The sequence below is a fragment of the Massilia sp. DJPM01 genome (assembly GCF_030348125.1).
GTDB classification, from domain to species: domain Bacteria; phylum Pseudomonadota; class Gammaproteobacteria; order Burkholderiales; family Burkholderiaceae_D; genus Telluria_A; species Telluria_A frigida.
Map to the genome: position 1 here is coordinate 25,325 of NZ_JAQOZV010000051.1, position 23,025 is coordinate 48,349.

The following is a 23,025-nucleotide window of genomic DNA, read 5'->3' on the forward strand; positions in this document are numbered from 1 at the left end:
TGCCTGGTTACGGTGCGATCCAGGCGTCCTGCCAGTTGGCGCCCACGCCCGGCTCGTAATGCGTCGACGCCGCGGTCCACTGCGTGCACCAGCCGCTGTACGGGAACGGCTTGCAGGTGTAGACCTTGCCGTTCTTGGATTGCAGCACGCGGGTGCCTGCCTTGTAGCTGGCCAGCGAGGCCGGGAACACATGATCGTAGGCCGCGCTGCCTTCTTCCGTCAGCGTCAGCGGGAAGGTCTTCTGCAGCACCGCGCCGCCGTCCTTGACCACCGCCTTGAGCACCAGCTGGTGCGCGCCCGCCTTGGGTGCGTTCAGGTTCACCGCCAGTGCCGCGCTGTTGTTGTTCAGCGGCGCCGTGGCAAAGCCCTTCGATACGCCCGCCTGGTCGTACACATACGCGCTGACCTCCATGTCGGCATTGGCGCTGACGCTGAAGTTGATCGCCAGTTGCCCGCCCTTGATCACATATGCCGTGCGCAAATCGCTGACGCTGAAGTCGGCCGGCGGCGGCGTCTGGTCCTTGTTGATCTGGACTTCGACCCGGGTCAGCGCGCTGGACGTTTTCGCGTACACCGTGTTCTGCCCGTACACCGGGGTGATCTTGCCGTCCTGGCCCAGCTGGCCCGCGTGCAGCTGCGCTTGTTCGGCGTTGATGCGGGTGGCCAGCAGATAGGCCCAGTTATTGCGCAAGCCCTCGCTGGCGCTGCCGATGGTGACCTTGGTTTGCAGTTCCGGATGCTCGCCCGCCGCGTCGAACACGCGCGTGGCCACGCTGTCGCCGGCGGCCAGGTCGACCGATGGATAGATCGCGCCGCGCTGCGTCCATTCCGGCACCGGCACCGTGCCGCCATCCTTGAACAGCACATCGACCATGTTATAAAAACTGTTCGGCGTATCGGCGATTTCCCATACGCCCAGGATCACCTGGTAGCCGGTGCGCTGCGGTACCGTGCAGTTGTGGCTGACCTGTGCGGGCGGCTGGCGGTTGCCGCCGTCGATCACGCAGAACGGGGTCAGGTCGAACGAGGCGCGGGTGAGCTTCTGGTTTGGATTCCAGTTCGATTTGGTGATGTAGTAGCGCCAGTTGCGCGTGGCGTGGTTGGCCGTGAACTGCCACTTGAACACATTCGCGCCGGCCTGCATGGGGCGCTTGGTCCAGCGGCTGCTGGTCTGTTCATTGAGTTCGCCGAATTGCGCCAGCGCGGCCGAGGCGATGACGCCGTCCGCCGGTCCCTGGGCCGGAAAGCCGGATGGCGCTTCCAGGCTTTGCGGTTCCCACTGGATGGCGCCGCAGGCGCTGTTGCCGCCTTGCTTGCACAGCAGGTTGCGCGATTCAGGCTGGGTGATGTAGCCGTGTGCCATGGCACTGGCGCTGCATAACAGCGCGCAGGCGCCGGCGATGGTGGTGAGTGTTTTCATGTTGATTTACCTTTCGGGCGGGACGACATCGGTAAGCACGCATACAGCCGGGCCGGCCGACATCGCGCGCTCGCATGCAGTTCAAAATCAATGAGGATGCGGGCCGGGAAAGTGGTAGTCAACTGGTTTTCAAAATTACCCCATGGAGCAATACCAGTGCGTAAAGGAAGGTTCTGTTGCAGGCATGCGCGGGCGCTTTCCGGCACCCGCAAAATAGCCGGCGGGCCGGGCTCGGCCGATTGACTTGCGGGAATGTTTGCCACACAATCCAACAATCAAAACGTTATTTATTTGTCAATGAAAACGTTTTCATATTCCGCTGCATTTAATGTTGCAGCCTATAAAAACCATTCTGGAGACCCGATGCGAATTTCTTCCGCCACGTTCAGTTTATGCCTGCTCCTGTCCGCCTGCGGCGGTGACGCCGATCCCGGCAGCCCCACGGCCGCGCCAGCGCCACCGGCGGCCGATGTCGCGGCCGATGTCGCGGCCGATGCGATCCCGGCGCATGACGATGCGCCCCCGCCGGCCCTGGCCAGCGAGGCGGGCGACGGCATGACCGGCGTTGACTCCGGCTCGTCCGGGAAGACCAGCGCGGCCGGCGTGAGCAAATTAAGCAAGCTGGCCACGTTCCCGGTCGGCGTCTCGCTCTCCTATGGCAATGAAGCTTTCAGCTACACCAACAGCCCGCCGCAACAGGCCGTCATCAAGACCCATTTCAGCCAGCTCACGGCCGGTAATATCATGAAGATGAGTTATCTGCATCCGGACCGGGATACCTATAACTTCACCCAGGCCGACGATTTCTTGAAATTCGCCAAGGACAATGGCAAGACCCTGCACGCGCATACCCTGATCTGGCACGCCGCTTACCAGGTTCCGGCGTTCATGAAAAACTACCAGGGCGACAAGGCGGCCTGGCTGGCGATGCTCAAGACCCACGTGCAAACGATTGCCACGCACTTTTCCGGCAAAGTCGCGAGCTGGGATGTGGTGAACGAAGCCATTAACGATGGCGGCGGCTACCGCAATTCGATTTTTTACCAGAAGACGGGTACCGACTATATCGAACAGGCGTTCATCAATGCGCGCGCGGTCGACAAGAAGGCCGACCTGTACTACAACGATTACAACATCGAGGCCGACAGCGCCAAGCTGCAAACCCTGACCAGCATGCTCGATGGTTTCAAGGCGCGCTCGGTGCCGATCAGCGGGGTCGCCTTCCAGATGCATATCTTTATGGATTATCCATCGGTGAGCACCATTTCGGCGGCTTTCAAGCGCGCCGTGGACCGCAATCTGAAGGTGAAGATTACCGAGCTCGATATCCCCATCAATAATCCATTCAGCGCGCCGTACAAAGCCGGCGACATCAAGCGCGAACTGACGCCGGCACTGGCGCTGGCGCAGAAAAAGCGCTATTGCGAAGTGGTGAAAGCGTATATGGACACGGTACCGGCCAAACTGCGCGGCGGCGTGACGGTATGGGGCGTGAGCGATCCAGGCAGCTGGCTGATTTCCGACCTGTTCAAGAACGCGCACGCCGACTGGCCGCTGCTGTTCGACGGCGCCTACCAGCAAAAGCCGGCCTTGCGCGGCGTGGCCGATGGCTTGTCCGGCAAGGCTTGCACCAATACCTGAGTGGCGGCCGGCGCGCGTGGAAGGGGCGCCAGGCGCCCTGTTTTATGCATACCAATTTGGCAAGCGCAAAAAATGTGGTATTAACGCCCACGCCGCCGTTTTTCGGCATATCGTCAACTTATGTTGACAGAATCTTCCGCCTGGCTTATCGTTCCACCCATGATCGATCCCCGCCACATGCCCTCGCCCGACGACCCTGCCGATGCCCTGGCGGCGGTCGTGGCGCTGCGCCGTTACGCCGATGCGCTGGAACGCAAGGCGGTCAACGCGGCGCTCAGGCAGGGCTGGTCGTGGAGCGACATTGCACAGGCGCTGGGCGTGTCGAAGCAGGCCGCCCACAAGCGCCTGGCGGGTTCAGTGACGGATGAAGACAGTTAATCGGGAGGCAGTCGATGTTTCAACGCATACGCCAGCGTCTGGGCGACATGAAGACGATTCAGTATCTGTGCCAGGGGGCGGAAAAATACGCCCTGGCCGACCAGCAGCGCGAACCGGCGGCGGAGCATTTCCTGCTCTCCGCGCTCGACCTGGAAGACGGCACGGCGCGCCGCGCCTTCGAACAGGTCCATGCCGATCCGGCGCAGCTGCCGCAGGCGATCGCGCAGCAGTATCGCGACGCGCTGCGTTTTGCGGGACTCACGCCCGATCCGGCCCTCGATGCAGCCGAACCGCTCAAGCCAAGCCGGCGCCTGTACGACGCGGCGCCCTCGGGCGCGGAACTGATGCAAACCCTGGCGCAGCAGCGTTCGGGCGAGCGCGGCCCCTTGCTGGGCGCGCACGTGGTGGCGCTGGTGGCGGCGATGCGCCAGGGCGTGGCCCCGCGCTCGCTGGTGGCGCTGGGGGGCGATGCGGCAGCGCTGCGCGCGGCGGCCCAGGCTGAAATCGGCGCTTACCGGGGCAGTTAGCGCCCGGCGGCCGACAGCGTGAAGATCTCGACGCCGCTCTCCGTCACCGCCACCGAGTGCTCGAACTGGGCCGACCACTTGCGGTCCTTGGTCACGGTGGTCCATTTGTCGGGCAATACCGTGACCTGGTGGGTGCCGACGTTGACCATCGGCTCGATCGTGAAGATCATGCCCGGTTCGAGAACGATGCCGGTGCCGGCGCGCCCATAGTGCGTCACCTGCGGCGCATCGTGGAACACCTGGCCGATGCCATGGCCGCAAAAATCGCGCACCGATGAAAAGCCCTGTGCCTTGATGCAGGCTTCGATCGCCGCGCCGACGTCGCCCAGGGTGGCCCCCGGACGCACCGTGCGCACGCCCGTCATCATCGACTCGTACGCGGTATCGACCAGGCGCCTGGCCAGGATCGATACCGTGCCCACTTCGAAGGTGCGGCTGGTATCGCCGAACCAGCCATTGAATTTTGGCGTGACGTCGATGTTGACGATGTCGCCCTCGCGCAGGATTTTTTTGTCCGACGGAATACCGTGCGTGACCACATGGTTCACCGAAATGCAGCTGGCGTGCTTGTAGCCGTGGTAATCGATGGTGGCCGGAATGCTGCCGGCGGCGCGCATGAATTCTTCGCACATGGCGTCCAGGGTGGCGGTCGACACGCCGGCCCGCACGTGCGGCGCGATGAAATCGAGCGTCTCGGCGGCCACGCGGCCGGCCGCGCGCATGCCTTCAAAGCCCGCTTCGTCGTACAGGGGAATCGGTTTGCCGTGTTCTGTTTGTGAGGAGTAGCGCATAGGGTTTCTCAGTGAGGTGAGGCGGCCAGCGCGCCGACCGCGTCGTGCGAGGCGCGCAGGATCGCGTCGAGCGTGGCGGGGATCGCCTTGTTGTGGGCCAGGTAGGGTTTGACGATGGCAATCGGCGCGTCGATCAGCATGAAACGCAGCGTATGGGCCGCATCGTCGCCATCGGCGCCACGGCGCCGCAGGCAGCGCTCGAAGCAGGCGTCGAGGCGCGCCTGCTCCGCTTCGAGCAGCTCGTTCAGTTCCGCCGAGGGCGGCGCGCCCAGGTCCGGGCAGTCTTCGTATTGCAGCAGAAAACGCGCATACACCGGTTTGCCGCGGCACCAGTCGAGCAGCGCCGCCACCGGTATCCAGGTGTCCTCTTCATCCCAGTGGCGCGCCACCTGTTCGCGAAAATCGGCTTTCACCGTCAGCCAGGCGTGCGCCAGCAGCGTGCTGCGCGAATCGAAGCGGTGATACACCGATCCGATCGGCGCGCCGGCCCGGATGGCGATCGCCGCCATCGACACCGAGCCGATGCCGCAGGTGGCGGCGATCTCGATGGCGCCGTCGATAAAGGTATGTGCGTTGTATTTTGCGAGTCTGACCATTCAAATAGAATATAGATTCTATTTGAGTTCGTCAAGCGCACTGTCCTTCAGCACTTGCTCAAGACGCCGCAGTTCCTGCTCTTCTTCTGGCGTGCGGGCGCTTTTCGCGCGCAGCGGCGCGGCGCGCTCGCCTGCCCACAAGTAGGTCAGGCCGGGCGAGGTTTGTTCCTGCGCCGGTTGCCGGGCCGTGGCGCGGCGGCGCTCGGCCACGACCTGCCGCGCCGCCGGTTTCCAGCCGCTGAGCAGGCGTACCAGGTCGTCGTGCAGCGATCCGATGCGCGGCACGCGTGACAGCGCGGCCACGCCATCCATCTTTTCCCACAGCACGTTGGGACCGGCGAGCGCTTCCAGGGCGATCAGGCGCACCTGGTCGGGGCGCTGCTGGTAGTGCTGCAGCAGCGCGTCCGCCATGCCGGGCATGATCGGCTGCGGCCCGTGGATCCATACCACCGCGCCGTCGCTGCTGGCCGCCGCCCATTCCCACGCCATCAGCAGTGCCGCGCTGTTGTCGTGCCCTCCTTCGTACGCGATGTCCTGCAGGTGCCGCACACTGGCCAGCGGATCGGAAGGATCGTGCAGGAACACGTGCGGCGCCTGGCCGCCGGCCACGATCACGCCCAGTTCCAGGTTGCCCGGGAAGGAGGTCGCGGCGCGCGCCAGTTGCTCGCGCTGCGCCGCCAGCGCGACCGAAGCGTCGATCACCAGCGCCACGCGGCGCGGAATGCGCGCACTTTTCTGGCTGATGGATTGCACGATCGCGCCACCTTGCGTGGTCGGGTCGTGGCTCCACGCATGCGTGTCGGCCGGCGCGCGCACGGCGCTGATGATGGCCGCGCCGACGCCAGGGAGCGGCTCGGCGACGTCGCCGTGCAGCGCGAACGGCAGCGTGGCGCCGGCCTGCTCGCGCATGCCGGGCGCGCCCCGCAGCGCGCTGGCCGATTGCACCGACACCGCATGGCGCAAGGCCGGCGCGATCTCGAAATTGCGTTCGCTGAACGAGGGCAGCTGAAGATAGCCCAGGCCCGGTTCATTGAGCACCAGCGGCGCGGTCAGCGCGATGCGCACGCTCAGCTCGCGTCCAGCCTGCACAGCCCCCAGCTGGAGCATGAGGTGGTCCTTGCCCGCCGTGGTCACCAGGACCGGGGCGCGCTCGGAGAAATGGGCCTTGGAGCGCGCCTCGCGGGCCCGGATGCCGCCGGCGGCATCCGCGCTGCGCTCTCCACCCTCGTCCTTTAGCGTGACGCGCGCGAGCACCGCGCCAGCCGGCAGGGTGATGCGCGCGCGTGCTTCTTCGGCATTGCGTCCGTCGTTGCGGATCACCATGGTCCACTCCAGGTAGCCGAGCGCCGCCCTGGCATCGACCGTGCCATCGATGCGCGAACCGGCCAGCAGCAGGCCTTCCACGCGCGCGCCCACGATCGGGCCGCCGGCATCCTGGTCGTAGGAGCGCCACGGGGCGGCCGCCTCGCTGGCGGACACCGGCACGGCGCTGAACGGGGTGCCGGTAAGGCGGTAGTAGACCGCGCGCGCCTCCGCTGCGGTGCTCGAGACGCGCTTCATCAAAATGAGGCTGGTCAGGTCGAGCGGGATGTTGCCCTCTCCGTAGCACAGGGCCTGCATGATTTTTTCGTTGCCGAGGTAGCGCAGCAGGCGTATCCCGTTTGCGCTGGTGGCATGCGCTTCATCGGCCGCCATGCGGATGCCGATCCGCGTGATGGCCGATGGCAGTTCCATCGAACCGCTAATGGCCAGCGCCAGCAGCACGCCGGGCCAGGCGGCGCTTGGCGGCGCGCCGCCGGCCGCCAGCACCCGGCGCCGCAGCAAGCGACGCGCGGCCAGTGCCGCCAGCAGCGACAACAGCGGCGCCAGCATCAGCAAGCCGATGCCGAAGAAGATGATGGTGGCGATGCCGCCCGGCGTGAGCGGCAGGAACAGCACGCTGAAGAAGGCGCTGATCCCGGTCGCGAAGCCGTGCAGCAGCGCCAACGGCTGTGACAGCGCCGGCCGCTCGCTCTTCAGGGTGATCATCAGCACGGCGTTGGCCAGCGGGACGCTGGCAATCAGGAGCAGGTGCACCGCGATGGCGTCGGACAGTCCCGTCTGCGCGATGTACGCGGCGGCCAGCAGGATCGCCACCGCGATCAGCGGCAGGATCACGCCGGCGAACCAGATCGCTGCGCGGATGGAAAAACGCAGCGCGGGGAGCGGCGCTGACGTAACGGTGGGGTTCAGGCAGTCGTGCTGATCGATCATGGCGTTCCAGGGGAAACTTGACAGACCATGAGCGTAGCAAGCGCGTGTGCGCTGGGAATGTGCTGAATGTGAAGTGGGCCGGTGCTACACTGCGTCGGTTTCGTTTCTGGATGTCCGACCATGCAAGCTTGCGATTGGCAATGCCATGTCTGCAGACGCAGCAATAGCGCCGTGTACGATGCCTGTTCCGCCTGCGGCTTTCCCGCAGCCGCGCGCGGCGAGGATATCCTGCTGAAACGCGCGGCCCGGGCCGACGCCGCCGAACCATTGGCCAAGCTGTTTTCCGGTTTGCCCCTCTGGCGCAAACTGCTTGCCTACAGTGGCACGGTGGTATGCGCGGTCGGCCTTATATGGCTGAAAATGGCCTGGACCATGCAGTCCTTCGGTATCGCTGCCCTGATGTTCGTTGGCGGACTGCTGCTGGCGGCACTGGCAGTCGGATGGGAAACCGCGCCCTCTCCGCCGCCCTAAACCGCCCCCAGTCCCAGCGCGCGTCCCGCTTCAAGCCGGAAATCGGCAGCCTGCTTCTTGTCCGGAATATCGGCCGCCAGCGCCATCACCAGCGCGCGCAGGTCGCCCGCCTCGCTGGCGTGTTCGGCGCAGACGATGGTCGCCATCGGCCCGATGTGTCCGGCCAGCATGCGTTCGAGCTTGAGCAGGTCCTCGCGCGCAAACGCGGCCGGCGCCGGTCGCGGGCGGGTCGGCTGCGGCCCTACCCGCGCCGGCGCGCGCAGCGGCGCCGGATCGTTGAGCAAGTCCATCAGGTTGACCCCGGCCGCCGTGCCGCCCGTCTGCTTCGCCACGTAACTGTCGTCGAAGCGCACGCTGGCGCGCAGCATGGTGCGCATCGCCGCCACCGCCTCTTCGCCGCGCTGTCCACGGCACAGCAGCATGACGATATTGCCGCCATCCATGTGCACCTGGGCCATGCGATTGTCGTCGCTGACGATGAACGCGGTGCCGGTGCGGCGCTGGTCGCGGAACTGCCGCAACTGGTCCACGATGCCGCCGAACGGCATCAGTTCCTGGTGTGTCATGGCGTCTCCCCCCGTGTGCATCATGCTCTGCGGCTCAGCCGGCTGATGGCCATCTGGATGCTGATGCCCAGCCGGTCGATGGCGCGCGCCAGGGAGCCGATTTCATCGCCGCGCAGGGTGCCCGGAATGCTGTCCGTAAACTCACCCTTGCTCAGCTGTTCCGCCACCACGATCAGCTGGTTGATCGGCAGCGTCAACTGTTTGGCCAGGAAGGCGGCCACGCCCACCACCAGCACGGCGGTCAGCACGATCAGTGCGCGCGCGCCGCTTTCGATGCGTTCCAGCGCGGCGTAGGCTTCGGCGTAATCCTGTTCCACCAGCAGGGTCCAGCCCTGCGGCAACTTGCGCGAGTAGCCGACCACCCGCTTGTCGCCCGAGACATACACGGTCGGCTGCTCGCTGATGCCATCGACCTTGAGCGCCGGATAGCTGCTCATGTCCTGCACCGCATCGGTGGCCTGGTCGGGCCGGCCCGAGGCGATCACCTTGTTGTCGGCGTCGAGCAGGATCGCGTAGCCGGTGTCGCCGATGCGGGTGTCCTTGATGACCCGCGAAATATCATCGAGCTTCATGGCCATGGCCAGCACGCCCACCGTGCCGCCCATGGCATTGCGGATCGGCACGGCGAGGGTCAGGGCGGGACGGCCGGTCGACTTGCTGATCAGCACCTGGCGGCTCGATACCTCGCCCTTCATGGCCGCCTGAAAATAGCCGCGTTCGCCGTAGCGGGTCAGCGGCTTGTCGTCGCTGCGTGCGACGTTCTCGCCGGTCGGCTCGATGGTGTACACCACGAACGCCCATTCGTAGCTCTCGCCCATGGTGCGCAGCACGGGCGTCTGGCGCGCCGCATCCATGCTGCGGATGTCGTCGAGCTTGGCGGTCTGGCGCAACGCGCGCACATTGGCCTCGTCCCAGCCGGTAATGCCGGTGGCGATGCCGTTGGCGGTCATCATCAATTGCTGCGAACTGGTCGCTGCCGCGTCCGAGCGCGCCTGGCTGCTGCCCGCGTACCACACGCCCAGCAGCGGAATCAGCGATACCGCCAGCAAGGTGATCACCAGCTTGTGAAAAATAGTCAGACGGAACGAGTCGGATTTCATCGGGAGTTTCCTTTTCTGTGGACAACCCGGCGTCCCTGCGCACGGTGCGCAAGCGGAGAGGGGATATCGACAGAAGACCATATTTCCACAAGACAATGGTTGAGATGGGACAAGGCATCGTGGAGAATGGCGGCTCTACAACACTGTGCCGTCCACCCCACTATTGAAAGCCCCCATGACTTCTTCGCACTCTTTTTCGCCGCGCCGGCGCGCCTTGCTGGCGGCGGGCGCCTGCGCCCCCCTGTTCGCGGGCTGCGCGCTATCGTATGGCCCGGCCGTCGTCACGGAGGCGCAAGCGCGCCTTGCAGCCCTGGAAAAAGCCGCTGGCGGACGTCTTGGCGTGGCGGCCCTCGATACCGGCACCGGCAGCCAGCTGGGGCATCGCGCCAGCGAGCGCTTCCCGATGTGCAGCACCTTCAAGACCATTGCTGCCGCCGCCATCCTCGGGCACGCCAGCAAGGTACCGGGCTTGCTGGCGCAGCGCGTGCGCTATACCAAGGCCGACCTGGTGACCTATTCCCCGATTACCGAGCAAGAGCTGGACAAGGGCATGACGGTGGCCGAACTGTGCGAGGCGACCATCCAGTACAGCGACAACGCGGCCGCCAACCTGCTCATGAAGCTCATCGGCGGCCCGGCGGGCGTGACCGCCTTCGCGCGCAGCGTGGGCGATGCCACGTTCCGGCTGGACCGCTGGGAAACCGAGCTCAACACGGCGATCCCGGGCGATCCGCGCGACACCACCACCCCGCAGGCGATGGCGACCCTGCTGCGCCGCGTGGCGCTCGATGACGGCTTGCCGCCGGCGCAGCGCGATCAGTTGCAGGAATGGATGCGCGGCAACACGACCGGCGCGGCACGGATACGCGCGGGCGTGCCGGCCGGCTGGGCGGTGGCGGACAAGACGGGCACTGGGGCTTACGGTTCGAGCAACGATATCGGCATGGTGTTCCCGCCCAAGGGCGCGCCGGTGGTGCTGGCGCTGTACTACACGCAGGCGGCGCCGGACGCCAAGGCCAACAGCGAGATCCTGGCGGCGGCAACGCGGATCGTGATGGCGGACTTCAAGCGCCTGTAACAGCGCTGGCCACGCCCCTCAGGCGGTGGAGGTGGTCTTGCCGCGCGGGCCCTGCGCGAACAGGCCGGTGCGGCGCAGCCGCATGCCGCGCGAATGAATCCCGCTGATCGCGCCCCACGCCGACGCCCAGCGCGCCGCGCGCGCCTTCTCGGCGTCGGTCAAGGCGTCGATGGCGCGGTCGATCGCCTTGACCATGCGCGCCATGCCATAGGCCTTGCGCTGTTCCTTGCCCCGGTATGTCATGTGCTGCCCGTATTAACTTACTTGCCTTCAGGGTATGCCCACTGATGAGGCAGCACTGTGCGCCATCGTACGCCCACATTTTTAACTGAATGGCAAGCTGTAACAAGTTGTTACTACGGTAGAGCTGCCGACTGCCGCTTATTGGCTCAGCGTACCGATCCGGTCAAGTTCACGTTTCAAGGCGTCTGCCGGGCCGTCCAGGGTGGCCGCGGGCAGTGCGAACAGCGCCTCGATGCGCGCGCGCAAGGTGGCATACGCCTGCATGAAGCTGGCCTCGATCCGGGCCTCGCTGCCGCTGGCGTGGGCCGGGTCGTCCACGCCCCAGTGCGCGCGCAACACCGGTCCCAGGTAGGCGGGACAGGTTTCCCCGGCCGCGCTGCCGCACACCGTGATGACGATATCGGGCGTGAGCGCCAGGCTGTCCCACGACTTGCTGTGATAGCCCGCGCTGGCGATGCCCTCGCGCGCCAGCAGGGCCAGCGAGCGCGGATGCACCTCGCCGGTCGGCTTGCTGCCGGCGCTGATGGCGTGCCAGCCGCTTGGGGCCAGATGATTGAAGGTCGCTTCGGCCAGGATCGAGCGGCACGAATTGCCGGTGCAGAGGAACAAGACGGTTTTCATGGGTATTTTTCTCAACAGTGGATGACAATCAAGGCGAACCGGTCTCCGGCGCGGGCCGGTACAGCCAGCCGAACAGCAGGGTTGCCGAACCCGCGCCCGCCAGTTGGGCCAGGATGAAGCCGGGCGCGTCCGCCGGCCGGATGCCGGCAAAGGTAGCGCTGGCCGCGCGCGCCAGGGTCAGCGCCGGATTGGCGAACGAGGTCGACGCGGTGAACCAGTACGCGGCCGTGATATAGGCGGCCACGGCAAACGGCGTGGCGCCCGGGCGCGTGCGCGAACAGCCGATAATGACCCCGAGCAAGCCAAAACTGGCCACGAACTCGCTCCACCACTGTGACGGACCGGTGCGCACCTGCAGCGCTGCGGACAGCAGCGGCAGCTCGAACATCGCATGCGCGGCCATCACGCCCGCCAGCGCGCCGGCCAGCTGCGCCGCGATGTAGGGCGCGAGCTGGGCCGCCGGCAACTGTCCTTGCCAGGCCGCCGACACGCTCACCAGCGGATTGAAATGCGCGCCCGAGACGGCGCCGAAGGTGAGGATCAGCGCCACCAGCCCGGCCCCGGTGGCGATGGCATTGGCCAGCAGCGCCAGCGCCACGTTGCCGCCCGCCAGGCGCTCGGCCATGATGCCGGAACCGACCACGATCGCCAGCAGGAAGGCGCTGCCCAAGCCTTCCGCCACCAGGCGGCGCGCCAGCGTCATGCCGGCACCGGACCGCTGTCCGGCCCGCAGGGAATGCCGCCGCAGCAGTTGTCGGTCAGGAAACCGATGAGCGCACGCATGGTCGGCATGTGGGCCGCGTAAATCAGGTAGCGCCCGCTCGGGGTCGGGGCGATCAGCCCGGCATGGCTCAGTTCCTTGAGGTGGAACGATAGCGACGATGGCACAATGCCGAGCCGCTCGCCGATCAGCCCCGGCGACATCCCGCCCGGCCCCGCCTCGATCAGCAGCCGGAACACCGCCAGCCGCGATTCCTGGGCCAGCGCGGCCAGCGCCGCCAGTGCATCCTTGTTTTCCATTGCCCGCTCCTTATTCCACGTTTCCATAATATTGGAAACGTCGAAGATGCACAAGTACCCGCTTTACAAAACTTTACCGGCCGCACACGAAGCAGACAGGGGCGCGCCCTACAGTGGAACCATGCGAGCCCACCCTGGTCCCGCACTCACGAAAGGCAGCCCATGAATCCGCATAAGCACTCACACCCGCACCACGACCACACCCACGCACACGGCGAACACGGCCCGGCACGGCGCGGCCGCCGCTGGCTGGTCGGTGCCGCCCTCGGCCTGGCCGCCGGCGCCATGACCCTGGCCGGCGCCAGCTTTGCCAGCGAAGGACGCGGCATGCACGGCCATCGCAGCCATTTCGCCGCGCTGGACCCGGCCGATGCCGCCAAACATATCGACAAGATGGTCGATCACCTCCTGCGCGACGGCACGGCCGAGCAAAAGGCGCGCCTGTCCGCCATCGCCCAATCCGCCTTTGCCGACCTGCAACCGATGCACCGCGACCACAAGACCAGCCGCGACAAGGCGCACGCGCTGCTGTCGGCGCCCGCCATCGACCGGGTCGCCCTGGAACAGTTGCGGGTGGAGGAAGTGCAGCGGCTCGACACGGTCAGCAAACGCATCCTTGCCGCGGTGGAAGATGCGGCCGAGGTGCTCACCCCCGAGCAGCGCGTGCGCTTCGCCGCGCACATGAAAAACCGCATGCAATGAGCGCCTGTCCCGAACCCGCCGAGCCATGTATCCTTGGGCCTTCCGACACTTTGGACGACAAGTCAGCTCCAGCATGCTTCCGCGCATTTTGATGATTGAAGACGACGAGCGCCTGGCCGGCATGGTCGTCACCTACCTCGGCCAGAACGGTTACGCGGTGGCGCACGCCACCACCGCCGCCGCCGGGCTGGCCGAGCTGCAGGCGAGCGCCCCGGCGCTGGTCCTGCTCGACCTGATGCTGCCCGACGCCGACGGCCTGGAGGTGTGCCGCCGCATCCGCGCCCTGGGCGCGCCGCTGGCGTCGGTGCCGATCGTCATGCTCACCGCCAAGGGCGATCCGTTCGACCGCGTGGTGGGGCTGGAACTGGGTGCCGACGACTACCTGCCCAAGCCATTCGAGCCGCGCGAACTGCTGGCGCGCCTGCGCGCCGTGCTGCGCCGTCCCCAACTGGCCGAGGCCGAGACCGGCGTGCGCCAGTTCGGGCGCCTGGCAATCGACAGCGGCGCGCGCAAGGTCACGGTTGACGGCCAGCCGCGCAGCCTGACCGCCTACCAGTTCGACCTGTTGCAGGCGCTGGCCGAGCGCGCCGGGCGCGTGCTCTCGCGCGAGCACCTGATCGACGCCGTCAAGGGCGAGTCGCTGGAACCGTTCGACCGCTCGATCGACGTGCATATCGGACGCCTGCGCCAGGCCATCGAGGACGATCCCAGGCAGCCCAAGCGCATCATCACCGTGCGCGGCGCCGGCTATGTGTTCGCCAAGGTGCAGGATGCGTAGGCGCGAACGCGAAGCCGAGGCCGGACCCGGGGATGGCAAGGGCCATCGTGGCCGCGAACGTGGCTGGAAGCGCGCAGCCGAGCGCGACGGCAGCCCGCCCCGGGAGCGCGGCCGCGGCCGGCGCGCGCGGCGCTTTTCGATGGCGCACCACCTGTACCTGCGCATATACGGCGCGCTGCTGGTGAGCCTGGGACTGGCCGCCTGCCTGTTCGGGCTGGTGCACTGGGCCTACGATCCGGAACACCTGAACTCGGGCAATGAAGCCATCGCCGAGCTGGCGTCCAGCGTGCTGCCGCCCGCCAGCGCCGCGCGCGCGCAGCAGCAAGCCGCGCTGACCCGCTGGGGCAAGCGCCTGCAAACCGACCTGGCACTGTACACGCCCGGCGGCGAGCCGCTTGCCGCCGCCGGCGCGCCTTTGCCGCCACTGTCGAACGCGCAGCGCGACACCAGGCTGTTCGGGCCGATGGCGGTGTTCACCCTGCAGTTGCCCGACGGACGCTGGCTGGTCGGCCAGCGCGCCTACGGCAAGCGCGCTTCGCTCGGCCTGCTGGTGATTTTGCTGCTGGTCGCCATGATGGTCGCGGCCGCCGCTTATCCGGTGGTGCGGCGCCTCACGCGGCGCCTGGAACGCTTGCAATCGAGCGTGGAAACCTGGGGCGGCGGCCAGCTCGGCACCCGCGTCGCGGTCGAAGGCAAGGATGAAGTGGCGCGCCTGGCCACCAGCTTCAACCAGGCGGCGGCGCGCATCGAGGCGCTGGTCGGCTCGCAGAAGAGCTTGCTGGCGAACGCCTCGCATGAATTGCGCTCGCCGCTGGCGCGGATCCGCATGGCGGTCGAACTGATGCAGGAACAGGCGGCCCCGGCGATTCGCGACGAGCTGACCCGCAATATCGGCGAACTCGACCAGTTGATCGATGAAGTCTTGCTGGCCAGCCGGCTCGATGCCACCGCCGAATTGGCGCGCAGCGACGAGCAGGCCGACCTGGCCGCCATCGTGGCCGAGGAGTGCACGCGGGTGGGCGCGAGCTTCGACGCGGCGGCGCTGACCCTGGCGGGCGACGCGCGCCTGCTGCGGCGCCTGGTGCGCAACCTGCTGGAAAACGCGGCCCGCTACGGGGCCGGTTCGTCGGTGCACGCCAGCCTGCGCTGGCAAGACAAGGACGCGGTCGTGCTCGATGTGTGCGACAGCGGCCCCGGCGTGCCCGAGGCGCAGCGCGAGCGCATCTTCGAGCCGTTCTACCGGGTGCCGGGCGCGAGCGAGTCGGCCGGCGGCGTCGGCCTGGGCCTGTCCCTGGTGCGCCAGATTGCGCGCCATCATGGCGGCGACGTGCGCTGCCTGGCGGGCGAGCCGGGAGGCTGCTGCTTCCGCGTGCAGTTGCCAGCACCGTTGCCGGTGGCTTAAGGCTGCTTGCTGGCGTAAGCGTCGTGCACGTGCTGGCTGATATAGGTTGCCAGGCCCCGCCCCGCCTGCGCCAGCAGCTTCATCGTCTCCACCCGCTCGCGCCCGGCGCTGGCGTAGGTGTAGACATACACCGCGCCGCCGGCGAAGCGCACCGTGATCTGGCGCGCGCCGATGCGGTACGCCTGCACCCCGGAGTCGCCGGACAGATTCGCGTACGCAAGCATGGGCGCGCTCATGCGGGTTTGGCCACCATCAGCCAGAACACGATCACCAGCGCGAAAAATGCCGGAATCCCCAGCAGCACCCACAGGCGCAGGTAGCGCCAGTACAGGGCCGGCAGCTCGGTGCCGTCGCGCGCGGCCAGCTGGGCCATGTCGCGCATGCGCAACTGCATCCACACCACCGGCAGCCAGCAGGCGCCGGCAAAGAAATACAGGCCGAGCGACGACAGGATCCAGGCGCTGGTCCACGGAAAACCGGCCAGGTGGATCAGGTACAGGCCGGTCACCGGCTGGACGATGATGGTGGTGGTGGTAAATATCCAGTCGGCCAGCACCACCTGGCGGCTGACCACGGCAATCGCGCGCACGTCGCGGCTCAGGCTGGTGAACAGCATGTAGAAGGCCGAGCCGATGCCGGTGCCGAACAAGAAGGTCGACGACAGGATGTGCAGCCATTTGACGATCAGGTAGTCCATTACTTTTCCTCAAGTTCAAACAACAGCCAGATGGCGGCCAGCATGGGCAGGTTCTTGCTCAGCGGTCCGTACGGATGCAGCAGGAATTCCGGCAGCCTGAAGGCAATCACCAGGGTATAGAAACCGATCAGCAGCAATTGCGCGCCCCACAGCCAGCGCCGCCGTTTCAGGGTCAAGATGCCGATTCCGATCAGCAGGTCGAGCGCGCAGGCGCCGTACAGCATGAGCGGCGCCAGCGCGGCCGGCACGCCTGTCCGTTCGAGCAGCTGGACACTCTGTTCGACCGGGTACAGCCCGGCCGAGACCGCCGCCGTGGCCATCCACACCGCCGCGATGCTGATACGCAGCATCGGCATCAGCCAGTGCAGCTTGGCCTGCATGCGTTCGGCGGCGGGGTCGTCGATGAAGCTGCTGAGCGGACGCGGCAGGCGGCCGATCAGGCGTACCGTCATGCCGGGATCGGCGCTGCTGCCGCGGTCGAGCATGCGCAGGGCGTCGCGGTTGAGCAGGCTGCCCGGCACCAGGCGACACAGCCCTGCCAGCGCGCTGCCGCACCAGGACGGCAAGCGCAGCACGCGCAGCTTGCCCAGGCCCATGCCGCTGCGCAGTGCCGCCAGGTACTCGGTGAACGGCAAGGCGGCCGGGCCGACCAGGGCGATGCGCTGGGCCGTGGCGCCGCCCGGGCCGACCGGCAGCGGGCGCCGGATCAGGCTGGCGATGGCGCTGGCCACGTCGTCCACGTGGATCGGCTGCACCAGCTGCGGCGCGTCGCCGAAGCGGGCGCAGAACGGCAGGCTGGCCAGGGTGCGGAATACGCGCGCGCTGACGCCATCCTTGCCGTACACCAGCGATGGCTGCACGATGGCCGAGCGCAGCGGCAGCAGCGCCAGGTAATCGTCGGCCGCCTTCTTGCTCAGGTGATAGGCGCTGGCGGCCTGCTGGTCGGCGCCCAGCGCGGACAGCTGGATCACCATGCGCACGTCGTCCGATTCGACGCAGGCGGCGAACAGGGCGCGCGGCGTGTCGCTGTGCACCGTGGCGAAGGTTTGCTTGCCGTGTTCGCGAAAAATGCCGACCGTGTTGATCACCACATCGATGCCGTCCAGGCGCGCCAGCCAGGCCGATTTATCGGTATCCTTGACGAAGTCAGCCGTGATATAGCTCAGCCGTGGACGCGTGCTGGCGCGCGCTGTGCGCACGGCGGCCACCACGTAATATCCCTCGGCAAGCAATATATTCAGCAGATGCCTGCCGATAAACCCGCTCGCTCCTGTCAGCAAAATGCGCATCCGACCTCCTTACCAGCCATACCAATCGAGCCTTTACCAACATACCGCATTCATTCTTCCACAAGGACATCATGGAAACCTGGAAAACTGCAAGCCAACGCGGCCTCGTCTCCGGCACCAGCGCCAGCCTGCTCTCGACGGCCGCCCTGGCGGCGCTGGGCGAGGCCACCGACGGCAGCGGCTTCGGCCCGACGAATGCCATCAGCCACTGGCTGTGGGGCGACAAGGCCACGCGCCGCGATGGCGCTTCCTTGCGCTACACCCTGACCGGCTACGTGATCCACCACGCCAGCTCGACCTTCTGGGCCGTGCTGTTCGAGCGCCTGCTGGGCCGCCAGCTCGACAACAAGGGGCCGCTGGCCACCCTGCAAGCCGCTGCGGCGACCTCGGCCGTGGCCTGTTTCGTCGACTATCAAATCACGCCCGAGCGCCTCAGGCCGGGTTTTGAAAAACGCCTGTCGCGCCCATCGCTGGCGCTGGTGTACGGCGCTTTCGGGCTGGGACTGGCGGCGGGCGCGCTACTGCTGCGGCGCGACTAAGCGGCGCGAGTCGGGATGATAGCGGGTTTTGCGCGCGCGCTCACCGGCCGTGGCGGATCCGGGGAGGTATTTCAGGAGGGGGGGGCGAGGCGCGCGGCTGGCGCGGCGCGCTCATGCCAAGGCCAGGGAGCTGGACTCGGCAAGCCGCCGTGCCCGCCTTGGCGCGGCAACGACGGCTGGTCGTGGCTTAGAACGCGTAGGTGGCGCGTGCGTACACGAAGCGTCCGCCACGCCCGAACGCGGCGTAGTTCGGGAACGGCGCATTGCCGCTCGGATTGAGCGCGTTGCCGACCGATTCAGGATACTTGTCGAACAGGTTTTCCGCGCCGAATGCCAGGCTCAGCTTTGAGCTCAGCGCGTAACGCCCTTCCAGGTCGATCACGGTTTTCGCGCCCAGGGTCACGTCCAGCGCCGGCGAGGCGTTCGGCGAGAGCACCTTGCCGTAGCGGGTGGCGCGCAGGGTGGCGCCCATCTGGCCGAGTTTCCAGTTGGTGCTGGCGTTGAACTTGTTCTTCGGCTGGCCCTGTTCCAGCGACAGCACGTTGAGGCGGTCGAACAGCGGGGTCGGGGTCGGCAGCGCCGCCAGTTGTGCCGTGGCCGGTACCTTGGTGACGTCGGTCTTGGTGAAGTTGCCAGCCACCGTGAAGTCGAACCTGCCGATGGCGCCGCCATTGGCCGCCCAGTTCACCACCACGTCGACGCCATCGGTGGTGGTATCGACGCCGTTGATGAAGAAGCGCCCGCCGCCCACGCCGATGAAGCCTTGCGTGGTCAGGAAATTGCGCACATCGGCCGAGGTCAGGTTTTCCGACAGCACGATGCGGTCGCGCACCTTGATGCGGTAAGCGTCGATGGTCACGTTGGCGCCGCCCAGGCGCAGCACCGCGCCGAGCGAGGCGTTGACCGATTTCTCGGCGTCGAGCGGCTTGGCGCCGAGCGCGATGGCCACCGAATCGGTGGGGCGGAAGGTGGTGATCTCGAACGGCACGCCGGTGATGAAGTTGGTTGCCGTCGAGGTGAAGTTCTGCTGCTGCGGCGAAGGCGCGCGGAAGCCGTTTTGCACCGATGCGCGCAGCGCGAAGGCCTTGCTGAAATCGTAGCGGCCGGCGAGCTTGCCGGCCAGGCTGTCGCCGAAGTCGGAATAATGCTCGCCGCGGATCGCAAACGAGGTCAGCAGCGACGGGGTGATGTTCGCTTCCAGGTCGATAAAGGCGCCGACGGCGGTGCGGTGCGTGTCCGACTCGTTTTGCGGCCGGAAGCCCGAAAACACTTGCGCGCCCGGCGCGGTCGGCTGGCCGTTGGGCAGCAGCTGGCCGCCGAAGCGGTACGAGTCCGGCTCGCCGGCGAACAGGCTGTAGCCTTCGCGGCGCGCTTCGGCACCGACCGCCACGTTCAGCGGCGAGGACAGGGCCGCCAGCGCGACCGAGCGCACCCCGGTCAGGTTCAGCACCAGCTGGTCGTAGGAAAAGCCGCCGGCATCGAACGCCGTCTTGCTGCTCGGGCCGATCGAGCGGTTCAGGGTGTTTTCGATGGTGAAGGCCATCTTGTTCTTGCCATAGCCGAGCGAGGCATCCATTTCCCACTCGCCCATGCTCCAGCTGGCGCCACCGGTGGCGGCCAGGTCGTCGACCACCGGGGAGATGATCGGCATGAAGCCGTCCGGATAGATCGATGGAATGTTGCGCGGATCGTTGGACCAGCGGAAGAAGCCGGCCGAACTGGCTTCGCGTTTCTGGTAGCTGGCCCAGCCGTAGATCTTGACGCCGTTGCCGAGCGTGTCGCCGGCATTCGCGAACAGGGTCGACTGCTTCATTTCCGGTTCGCCATACCAGGTGTTGAAGCGGTTGATGGTGTTTTCGCGCGGGTCGAAGGCGCCGCCCACCAGCGCGTACTGCTGGCGCATGTCGTAGCCGCTGCGTTCGGTGTGCTTCTGGTCCTTGAATTCGCCGGCGATGGTCAGATAGCCGGTCTCGCCCAGCGCCAGGCCTTTCCACAGGCTCACCGTGGCGGTCTGGCCGTCGGTGCGCTTGCGCGAGTTCTGCGCCTGCCAGGTGGCGTTGGCGGGGGCCGGGCCGGTCAGGAAATCGTACTCGGTCAGGCGCGCGCCGTAATTGATGGTCGCTTCGCCGCCGTCGCGGTTGCTGCGCAGGCGCAGGTTGACCACGCCGGAAATCGCGTCCGAGCCGTACTGGGCGGCCGCGCCATCGCGCAGCACTTCGATGTTCTTGACGATCGCGGTCGGGATCGTGTTCAGGTCGACGGCGGCCGAGCCGCGTCCGATGGTGCCGTTCACGTTCACCAGCGACGATGCATGGCGGCGTTTCGAGTTCACCAGCACCAGGGTCTGGTCGGGTGCCATGCCGCGCAGGGTGGCGGGGCGGATGGTGTCGGTGCCGTCGGCAAGACCCGGGCGCGGGAAGTTCAGCGACGGCAGGGCCACGGCCAGGGCCTGGTTGATTTCGGTGGTGCCCGAATTCTTGAGCGATTCGGCCGAGATGATGTCGACCGGGGAGGCGGTGTCGAGCGCGGTGCGGTTGGCCACGCGGGTGCCGGTCACGACCACGGTATTTGTACTGTCATTCGGTGCTGCGTCCTGGGCGATCGCCGCGCCAGTGGCGAACAGCGCTGCAATCGATAATGCCAATACGTGCTTCTTCGGTGCGAATGTTGTCTGCATACCTGCTCCCTTGGTGAACTATTAAATTTGTTTTAACTCAACCTATCAACTCAATCATGTAAATAGCGGAAATCTTGCCGAACCATACTGGGACGAAGATATGGCAAAGTCAATTCCGAAGCGGGATATGCAGATCTGATAACAACAGTTTGGATTTATTCGTCAGTTCCGCGTAAGGAAGGCGGCAAGCCGGGGCGGATCCGGACGGGGCGGCAGCCAGGATGGGGCGGCCGGAATGAGGCGGCCGGCATGGCCGCCCCAGGAGGACGATCAAGCCTGGCCGCTGGCCTGCTTGCCCTTGAACAAGCGCTTGGCGCCCATCACCACGCCCAGCACCAGGGCGCCGGCGATCACGCCGATGACGGCGTCGATCAGGGTCGGCACCAGCGCCTTGAGCACGGGGCCGATGCCGGCCACCGTGCCGGCCGCCGTCGCCGCGTCGGCCACGATGTGGTGCAGGGCGCCGATGCCGTGCTCCAGGATGCCGCCGCCGACCATGAACATGGCCGCCGTGCCGACCACGGACAGGGTTTTCATCAGCTTGGGCGCGGCCGCCAGCAGCAGGCGGCCGAAGGCGCGCGCGGCGCCGCTGTCGCGCTTGCTCAGGTAGAGCCCGGCGTCGTCCAGCTTGACGATCCCGGCCACCAGCCCGTACACGCCGACCGTCATGACGATCGCAATCGCCACCAGCACCGCCACCTGCTGGCCGAACGGCGCCGCTTCGACCGTGCCGAGCGAGATGACGATGATCTCGGCCGACAAGATGAAGTCGGTGCGCACCGCGCCCTTGATTTTTTCCTTCTCCAGCGCGACCAGGTCGACCGATTCGTCGGACAGGGCCTTGACCAGCTCGTCGTGGTGCTGGGCGTCTTCGGCCGGGCTATGCAGGTATTTGTGGGCGATCTTCTCGAAGCCCTCGAAGCACAGGTAGGCGCCGCCGATCATCAACAGCGGCGTGATCGCCTGCGGCAGCAAGGCGCTGATGGCCAGCGCGGCCGGCACCAGGATCGCCTTGTTCTTGAACGAGCCGAGCGCCACCGCCCATACCACCGGCAGTTCGCGGTCGGCTTTCACGCCCGTCACCTGCTGGGCGTTGAGTGCCAGGTCGTCGCCCAGCACTCCGGCGGTCTTCTTGGCCGCCACTTTGCTCATCACGGCGACATCATCGAGGATGGTCGCGATGTCGTCGATTAATGCCAGTAAACTGCTTGCAGCCATCTGTCCTGCTCCAAATTGGTCGAAAGGGAGCATCTTAACCCGAGTCCGTTCAGCCCGGCTTTTTGCATTTCACCCCCCCGAATCTGCAACTCGTCGCTTTCCGGTCATTGTCGCCATGCCATGTACGTATAGTGAAATCAGTGCCAGGCCCGGCAATTTTCGACGCAACCCGGGCCTGCCCTGATCGATTCCCAGCACGCAAGCCAACCATCCGATGTAAAGCGAGGCAACCATGAAATCCGAGTACGATTTTTCCACCACCGCCAGCGCCGCCCGCCCGGTCAAGCGCAAGACACGCATCACCATCTACCTCGACGACGAGGTATTGCAGCAGTTCCGCTCGCTCTCCGAGCAAAGCGGCAAGGGTTACCAGACCCTGATCAACGCCGCCCTGCGCACCCGCCTGCCGCAGGTGCGTCCCGAGGCCGCACTGGCCGAGTAAGCGCGCCGGCGCCGCCACCCGGCCGCCTTCCGCACGCCGCCGCGCAAGCGCGGCACCACCAAACAGCCATCGTCCACGCTATCGCGCCGCGCCTTTTTGGGCGCGCACGATAGCGCCCGATCTCGTCGTGATCCAGTCACAGCGGGGCTTACTTTTGTGCGTACTCTTCGGAATTTATTACACTAGGCAATAATTATGCTAATCTTCCCGCTCTTTTAACACGGGAGGAATTTTATGAAAAAAGGCGAACTGATTGCTGAATTTGCGAAGCGTACAGAAATGTCCGGCGCAGCTGCCAACAGCGCGGTGAACACGATCATCGATATCATCACCGAGCGTCTGAAAAAAGGCGACACGGTAGGTATCACCGGTTTCGGTACGTTCTCCGTGGCCAAGCGCGCCGCGCGCAAGGGCCGCAATCCATCGACTGGCGAAGCGATCAAGATCGCTGCGTCGAAGTCGCCTAAGTTTTCGGCTGGCGCGACCCTGAAGGCTGCGGTCAACCCGAAGAAGAAGTAAGCGACACAGTAAGCGACTCTGCGCGCGGCCTGAAGCGGCGGCGTCGGTCCCAGACCG

26 protein-coding genes are annotated in these 23,025 nt (G+C 66.4%); 11 read left to right on the forward strand and 15 right to left on the reverse strand.

What is annotated here, in order from left to right; all coding sequences use genetic code 11:
* Positions 1-7 precede the first annotated feature (7 nt).
* Positions 8-1,420, reverse strand: a complete 1,413-nt coding sequence (gene gbpA / locus PO883_RS26100) for an N-acetylglucosamine-binding protein GbpA (RefSeq protein WP_289312349.1) — start codon at positions 1,418-1,420, stop codon at positions 8-10.
* 363 nt (positions 1,421-1,783) lie between these two features.
* Here gbpA and PO883_RS26105 point away from each other — a divergent pair, with 363 nt between their 5' ends.
* The 3 genes from PO883_RS26105 (at position 1,784) to PO883_RS26115 (ending at position 3,966) form a co-directional block, all read left to right on the forward strand.
* On the forward strand, positions 1,784-3,061 hold the full coding sequence (locus PO883_RS26105) for an endo-1,4-beta-xylanase (RefSeq protein WP_289312350.1): 1,278 nt from the start codon (positions 1,784-1,786) through the stop codon (positions 3,059-3,061).
* 159 nt (positions 3,062-3,220) lie between these two features.
* Positions 3,221-3,439 carry a helix-turn-helix domain-containing protein gene (locus PO883_RS26110; RefSeq protein ID WP_289312351.1) on the forward strand — a complete coding sequence of 73 codons (219 nt, stop codon included), beginning with the start codon at positions 3,221-3,223 and terminating at the stop codon, positions 3,437-3,439.
* A 14-nt stretch (positions 3,440-3,453) separates the two neighbouring features.
* Positions 3,454-3,966: a Clp protease N-terminal domain-containing protein gene (locus PO883_RS26115; protein WP_289312352.1), complete on the forward strand. Its 513-nt coding sequence runs from the start codon at positions 3,454-3,456 to the stop codon at positions 3,964-3,966.
* Here PO883_RS26115 and map read toward each other — a convergent pair.
* From map to PO883_RS26130, 3 genes are read right to left on the reverse strand one after another with little or no spacing between them, the layout of a single operon-like run.
* Positions 3,963-4,757 carry a type I methionyl aminopeptidase gene (gene map, locus PO883_RS26120; protein ID WP_289312353.1) on the reverse strand — a complete coding sequence of 265 codons (795 nt, stop codon included), beginning with the start codon at positions 4,755-4,757 and terminating at the stop codon, positions 3,963-3,965. The two genes, PO883_RS26115 and map, sit on opposite strands and share 4 nt — an antisense overlap.
* 8 nt (positions 4,758-4,765) lie before the next feature.
* Entirely contained in the window at positions 4,766-5,353 is a 588-nt protein-coding gene (locus tag PO883_RS26125) for a TetR/AcrR family transcriptional regulator (RefSeq protein ID WP_167090917.1), read from the reverse strand.
* An 18-nt stretch (positions 5,354-5,371) separates the two neighbouring features.
* Complete coding sequence (locus PO883_RS26130) at positions 5,372-7,606, reverse strand: hypothetical protein (protein WP_289312354.1); 2,235 nt, start codon at positions 7,604-7,606, stop codon at positions 5,372-5,374.
* Positions 7,607-7,726: 120 nt separating this feature from the next.
* Between PO883_RS26130 and PO883_RS26135 the strand changes: the two genes are divergently transcribed.
* The gene (locus tag PO883_RS26135) at positions 7,727-8,077 is read left to right on the forward strand and encodes a hypothetical protein (RefSeq protein ID WP_289312355.1); all 351 of its coding nucleotides are present in this window, start codon (positions 7,727-7,729) and stop codon (positions 8,075-8,077) included.
* Here PO883_RS26135 and PO883_RS26140 read toward each other — a convergent pair.
* Together PO883_RS26140 and PO883_RS26145 are read right to left on the reverse strand one after the other, a co-directional pair.
* A complete protein-coding gene (locus tag PO883_RS26140; RefSeq protein ID WP_289312356.1) occupies positions 8,074-8,643 on the reverse strand; it encodes a hypothetical protein in 570 nt (189 codons plus the stop codon). The two genes, PO883_RS26135 and PO883_RS26140, sit on opposite strands and share 4 nt — an antisense overlap.
* Positions 8,644-8,663: 20 nt before the next feature.
* A complete protein-coding gene (locus PO883_RS26145; RefSeq protein ID WP_289312357.1) occupies positions 8,664-9,743 on the reverse strand; it encodes a cache and HAMP domain-containing protein in 1,080 nt (359 codons plus the stop codon).
* A 175-nt stretch (positions 9,744-9,918) separates the two neighbouring features.
* Between PO883_RS26145 and bla the strand changes: the two genes are divergently transcribed.
* A complete protein-coding gene (gene bla / locus PO883_RS26150; RefSeq protein ID WP_289312358.1) occupies positions 9,919-10,821 on the forward strand; it encodes a class A beta-lactamase in 903 nt (300 codons plus the stop codon).
* Positions 10,822-10,839: 18 nt separating this feature from the next.
* Here bla and PO883_RS26155 read toward each other — a convergent pair whose 3' ends face one another.
* The 4 genes from PO883_RS26155 to PO883_RS26170 all read right to left on the reverse strand — a co-directional run bounded on the left by PO883_RS26155 (position 10,840) and on the right by PO883_RS26170 (position 12,705).
* Entirely contained in the window at positions 10,840-11,064 is a 225-nt protein-coding gene (locus PO883_RS26155) for a hypothetical protein (protein ID WP_289312359.1), read from the reverse strand.
* Positions 11,065-11,202: 138 nt separating this feature from the next.
* Positions 11,203-11,685, reverse strand: a complete 483-nt coding sequence (locus PO883_RS26160) for an arsenate reductase ArsC (protein WP_289312360.1) — start codon at positions 11,683-11,685, stop codon at positions 11,203-11,205.
* A 28-nt stretch (positions 11,686-11,713) separates the two neighbouring features.
* Positions 11,714-12,388 (reverse strand): MIP/aquaporin family protein, encoded by a 675-nt coding sequence (locus PO883_RS26165; RefSeq protein ID WP_289312361.1) that lies wholly within the window; start codon positions 12,386-12,388, stop codon positions 11,714-11,716.
* A complete protein-coding gene (locus tag PO883_RS26170) occupies positions 12,385-12,705 on the reverse strand; it encodes a helix-turn-helix transcriptional regulator (protein ID WP_289312362.1) in 321 nt (106 codons plus the stop codon). The genes PO883_RS26165 and PO883_RS26170 overlap by 4 nt, the downstream gene beginning before the upstream one ends.
* 162 nt (positions 12,706-12,867) lie before the next feature.
* Here PO883_RS26170 and PO883_RS26175 point away from each other — a divergent pair, with 162 nt between their 5' ends.
* The 3 genes from PO883_RS26175 to PO883_RS26185 all read left to right on the forward strand — a co-directional run bounded on the left by PO883_RS26175 (position 12,868) and on the right by PO883_RS26185 (position 15,587).
* Positions 12,868-13,407, forward strand: coding sequence for a Spy/CpxP family protein refolding chaperone (locus PO883_RS26175; protein ID WP_289312363.1), 540 nt, complete (start codon positions 12,868-12,870; stop codon positions 13,405-13,407).
* Positions 13,408-13,498: 91 nt separating this feature from the next.
* Positions 13,499-14,185: a winged helix-turn-helix domain-containing protein gene (locus PO883_RS26180; protein ID WP_289312364.1), complete on the forward strand. Its 687-nt coding sequence runs from the start codon at positions 13,499-13,501 to the stop codon at positions 14,183-14,185.
* Complete coding sequence (locus PO883_RS26185; protein ID WP_289312365.1) at positions 14,178-15,587, forward strand: HAMP domain-containing sensor histidine kinase; 1,410 nt, start codon at positions 14,178-14,180, stop codon at positions 15,585-15,587. Before PO883_RS26180 ends, PO883_RS26185 begins: the two co-directional genes overlap by 8 nt.
* Here PO883_RS26185 and PO883_RS26190 read toward each other — a convergent pair.
* The 3 genes from PO883_RS26190 to PO883_RS26200 are packed head-to-tail and all read right to left on the reverse strand — an operon-like array spanning position 15,584 to position 17,573.
* A complete protein-coding gene (locus PO883_RS26190) occupies positions 15,584-15,811 on the reverse strand; it encodes a hypothetical protein (RefSeq protein WP_289312366.1) in 228 nt (75 codons plus the stop codon). The genes PO883_RS26185 and PO883_RS26190 overlap by 4 nt on opposite strands.
* 8 nt (positions 15,812-15,819) lie before the next feature.
* Positions 15,820-16,284 carry a DUF2269 domain-containing protein gene (locus tag PO883_RS26195; protein WP_289312367.1) on the reverse strand — a complete coding sequence of 155 codons (465 nt, stop codon included), beginning with the start codon at positions 16,282-16,284 and terminating at the stop codon, positions 15,820-15,822.
* Positions 16,284-17,573, reverse strand: coding sequence for an SDR family oxidoreductase (locus tag PO883_RS26200; protein ID WP_289312368.1), 1,290 nt, complete (start codon positions 17,571-17,573; stop codon positions 16,284-16,286). The genes PO883_RS26195 and PO883_RS26200 overlap by 1 nt, the downstream gene beginning before the upstream one ends.
* Before the next feature lie 71 nt (positions 17,574-17,644).
* Here PO883_RS26200 and PO883_RS26205 point away from each other — a divergent pair, with 71 nt between their 5' ends.
* A complete protein-coding gene (locus tag PO883_RS26205) occupies positions 17,645-18,112 on the forward strand; it encodes a hypothetical protein (RefSeq protein ID WP_289312369.1) in 468 nt (155 codons plus the stop codon).
* Positions 18,113-18,299: 187 nt separating this feature from the next.
* Here PO883_RS26205 and PO883_RS26210 read toward each other — a convergent pair whose 3' ends face one another.
* Positions 18,300-20,789 carry a TonB-dependent siderophore receptor gene (locus PO883_RS26210; RefSeq protein WP_289312370.1) on the reverse strand — a complete coding sequence of 830 codons (2,490 nt, stop codon included), beginning with the start codon at positions 20,787-20,789 and terminating at the stop codon, positions 18,300-18,302.
* A gap of 270 nt (positions 20,790-21,059) precedes the next feature.
* Positions 21,060-22,007 carry a DUF808 domain-containing protein gene (locus PO883_RS26215; protein WP_289312371.1) on the reverse strand — a complete coding sequence of 316 codons (948 nt, stop codon included), beginning with the start codon at positions 22,005-22,007 and terminating at the stop codon, positions 21,060-21,062.
* A 232-nt stretch (positions 22,008-22,239) separates the two neighbouring features.
* Here PO883_RS26215 and PO883_RS26220 point away from each other — a divergent pair, with 232 nt between their 5' ends.
* Positions 22,240-22,449, forward strand: coding sequence for a BrnA antitoxin family protein (locus PO883_RS26220; protein WP_167090965.1), 210 nt, complete (start codon positions 22,240-22,242; stop codon positions 22,447-22,449).
* A gap of 234 nt (positions 22,450-22,683) precedes the next feature.
* Positions 22,684-22,968 carry an HU family DNA-binding protein gene (locus PO883_RS26225; protein WP_054265369.1) on the forward strand — a complete coding sequence of 95 codons (285 nt, stop codon included), beginning with the start codon at positions 22,684-22,686 and terminating at the stop codon, positions 22,966-22,968.
* Positions 22,969-23,025 lie beyond the last annotated feature (57 nt).

Bases quoted from the DNA above. Each gene is read 5' to 3' on its own strand.
- gbpA (WP_289312349.1), bottom strand. From the start codon at position 1,420: ATGAAAACACTCACCACCATCGCCGGCGCCTGCGCGCTGTTATGCAGC.
- PO883_RS26105 (WP_289312350.1), top strand. From the start codon at position 1,784: ATGCGAATTTCTTCCGCCACGTTCAGTTTATGCCTGCTCCTGTCCGCC.
- PO883_RS26110 (WP_289312351.1), top strand. From the start codon at position 3,221: ATGATCGATCCCCGCCACATGCCCTCGCCCGACGACCCTGCCGATGCC.
- PO883_RS26115 (WP_289312352.1), top strand. From the start codon at position 3,454: ATGTTTCAACGCATACGCCAGCGTCTGGGCGACATGAAGACGATTCAG.
- map (WP_289312353.1), bottom strand. From the start codon at position 4,757: ATGCGCTACTCCTCACAAACAGAACACGGCAAACCGATTCCCCTGTAC.
- PO883_RS26125 (WP_167090917.1), bottom strand. From the start codon at position 5,353: ATGGTCAGACTCGCAAAATACAACGCACATACCTTTATCGACGGCGCC.
- PO883_RS26130 (WP_289312354.1), bottom strand. From the start codon at position 7,606: ATGATCGATCAGCACGACTGCCTGAACCCCACCGTTACGTCAGCGCCG.
- PO883_RS26135 (WP_289312355.1), top strand. From the start codon at position 7,727: ATGCAAGCTTGCGATTGGCAATGCCATGTCTGCAGACGCAGCAATAGC.
- PO883_RS26140 (WP_289312356.1), bottom strand. From the start codon at position 8,643: ATGACACACCAGGAACTGATGCCGTTCGGCGGCATCGTGGACCAGTTG.
- PO883_RS26145 (WP_289312357.1), bottom strand. From the start codon at position 9,743: ATGAAATCCGACTCGTTCCGTCTGACTATTTTTCACAAGCTGGTGATC.
- bla (WP_289312358.1), top strand. From the start codon at position 9,919: ATGACTTCTTCGCACTCTTTTTCGCCGCGCCGGCGCGCCTTGCTGGCG.
- PO883_RS26155 (WP_289312359.1), bottom strand. From the start codon at position 11,064: ATGACATACCGGGGCAAGGAACAGCGCAAGGCCTATGGCATGGCGCGC.
- PO883_RS26160 (WP_289312360.1), bottom strand. From the start codon at position 11,685: ATGAAAACCGTCTTGTTCCTCTGCACCGGCAATTCGTGCCGCTCGATC.
- PO883_RS26165 (WP_289312361.1), bottom strand. From the start codon at position 12,388: ATGACGCTGGCGCGCCGCCTGGTGGCGGAAGGCTTGGGCAGCGCCTTC.
- PO883_RS26170 (WP_289312362.1), bottom strand. From the start codon at position 12,705: ATGGAAAACAAGGATGCACTGGCGGCGCTGGCCGCGCTGGCCCAGGAA.
- PO883_RS26175 (WP_289312363.1), top strand. From the start codon at position 12,868: ATGAATCCGCATAAGCACTCACACCCGCACCACGACCACACCCACGCA.
- PO883_RS26180 (WP_289312364.1), top strand. From the start codon at position 13,499: ATGATTGAAGACGACGAGCGCCTGGCCGGCATGGTCGTCACCTACCTC.
- PO883_RS26185 (WP_289312365.1), top strand. From the start codon at position 14,178: ATGCGTAGGCGCGAACGCGAAGCCGAGGCCGGACCCGGGGATGGCAAG.
- PO883_RS26190 (WP_289312366.1), bottom strand. From the start codon at position 15,811: ATGCTTGCGTACGCGAATCTGTCCGGCGACTCCGGGGTGCAGGCGTAC.
- PO883_RS26195 (WP_289312367.1), bottom strand. From the start codon at position 16,284: ATGGACTACCTGATCGTCAAATGGCTGCACATCCTGTCGTCGACCTTC.
- PO883_RS26200 (WP_289312368.1), bottom strand. From the start codon at position 17,573: ATGCGCATTTTGCTGACAGGAGCGAGCGGGTTTATCGGCAGGCATCTG.
- PO883_RS26205 (WP_289312369.1), top strand. From the start codon at position 17,645: ATGGAAACCTGGAAAACTGCAAGCCAACGCGGCCTCGTCTCCGGCACC.
- PO883_RS26210 (WP_289312370.1), bottom strand. From the start codon at position 20,789: ATGCAGACAACATTCGCACCGAAGAAGCACGTATTGGCATTATCGATT.
- PO883_RS26215 (WP_289312371.1), bottom strand. From the start codon at position 22,007: ATGGCTGCAAGCAGTTTACTGGCATTAATCGACGACATCGCGACCATC.
- PO883_RS26220 (WP_167090965.1), top strand. From the start codon at position 22,240: ATGAAATCCGAGTACGATTTTTCCACCACCGCCAGCGCCGCCCGCCCG.
- PO883_RS26225 (WP_054265369.1), top strand. From the start codon at position 22,684: ATGAAAAAAGGCGAACTGATTGCTGAATTTGCGAAGCGTACAGAAATG.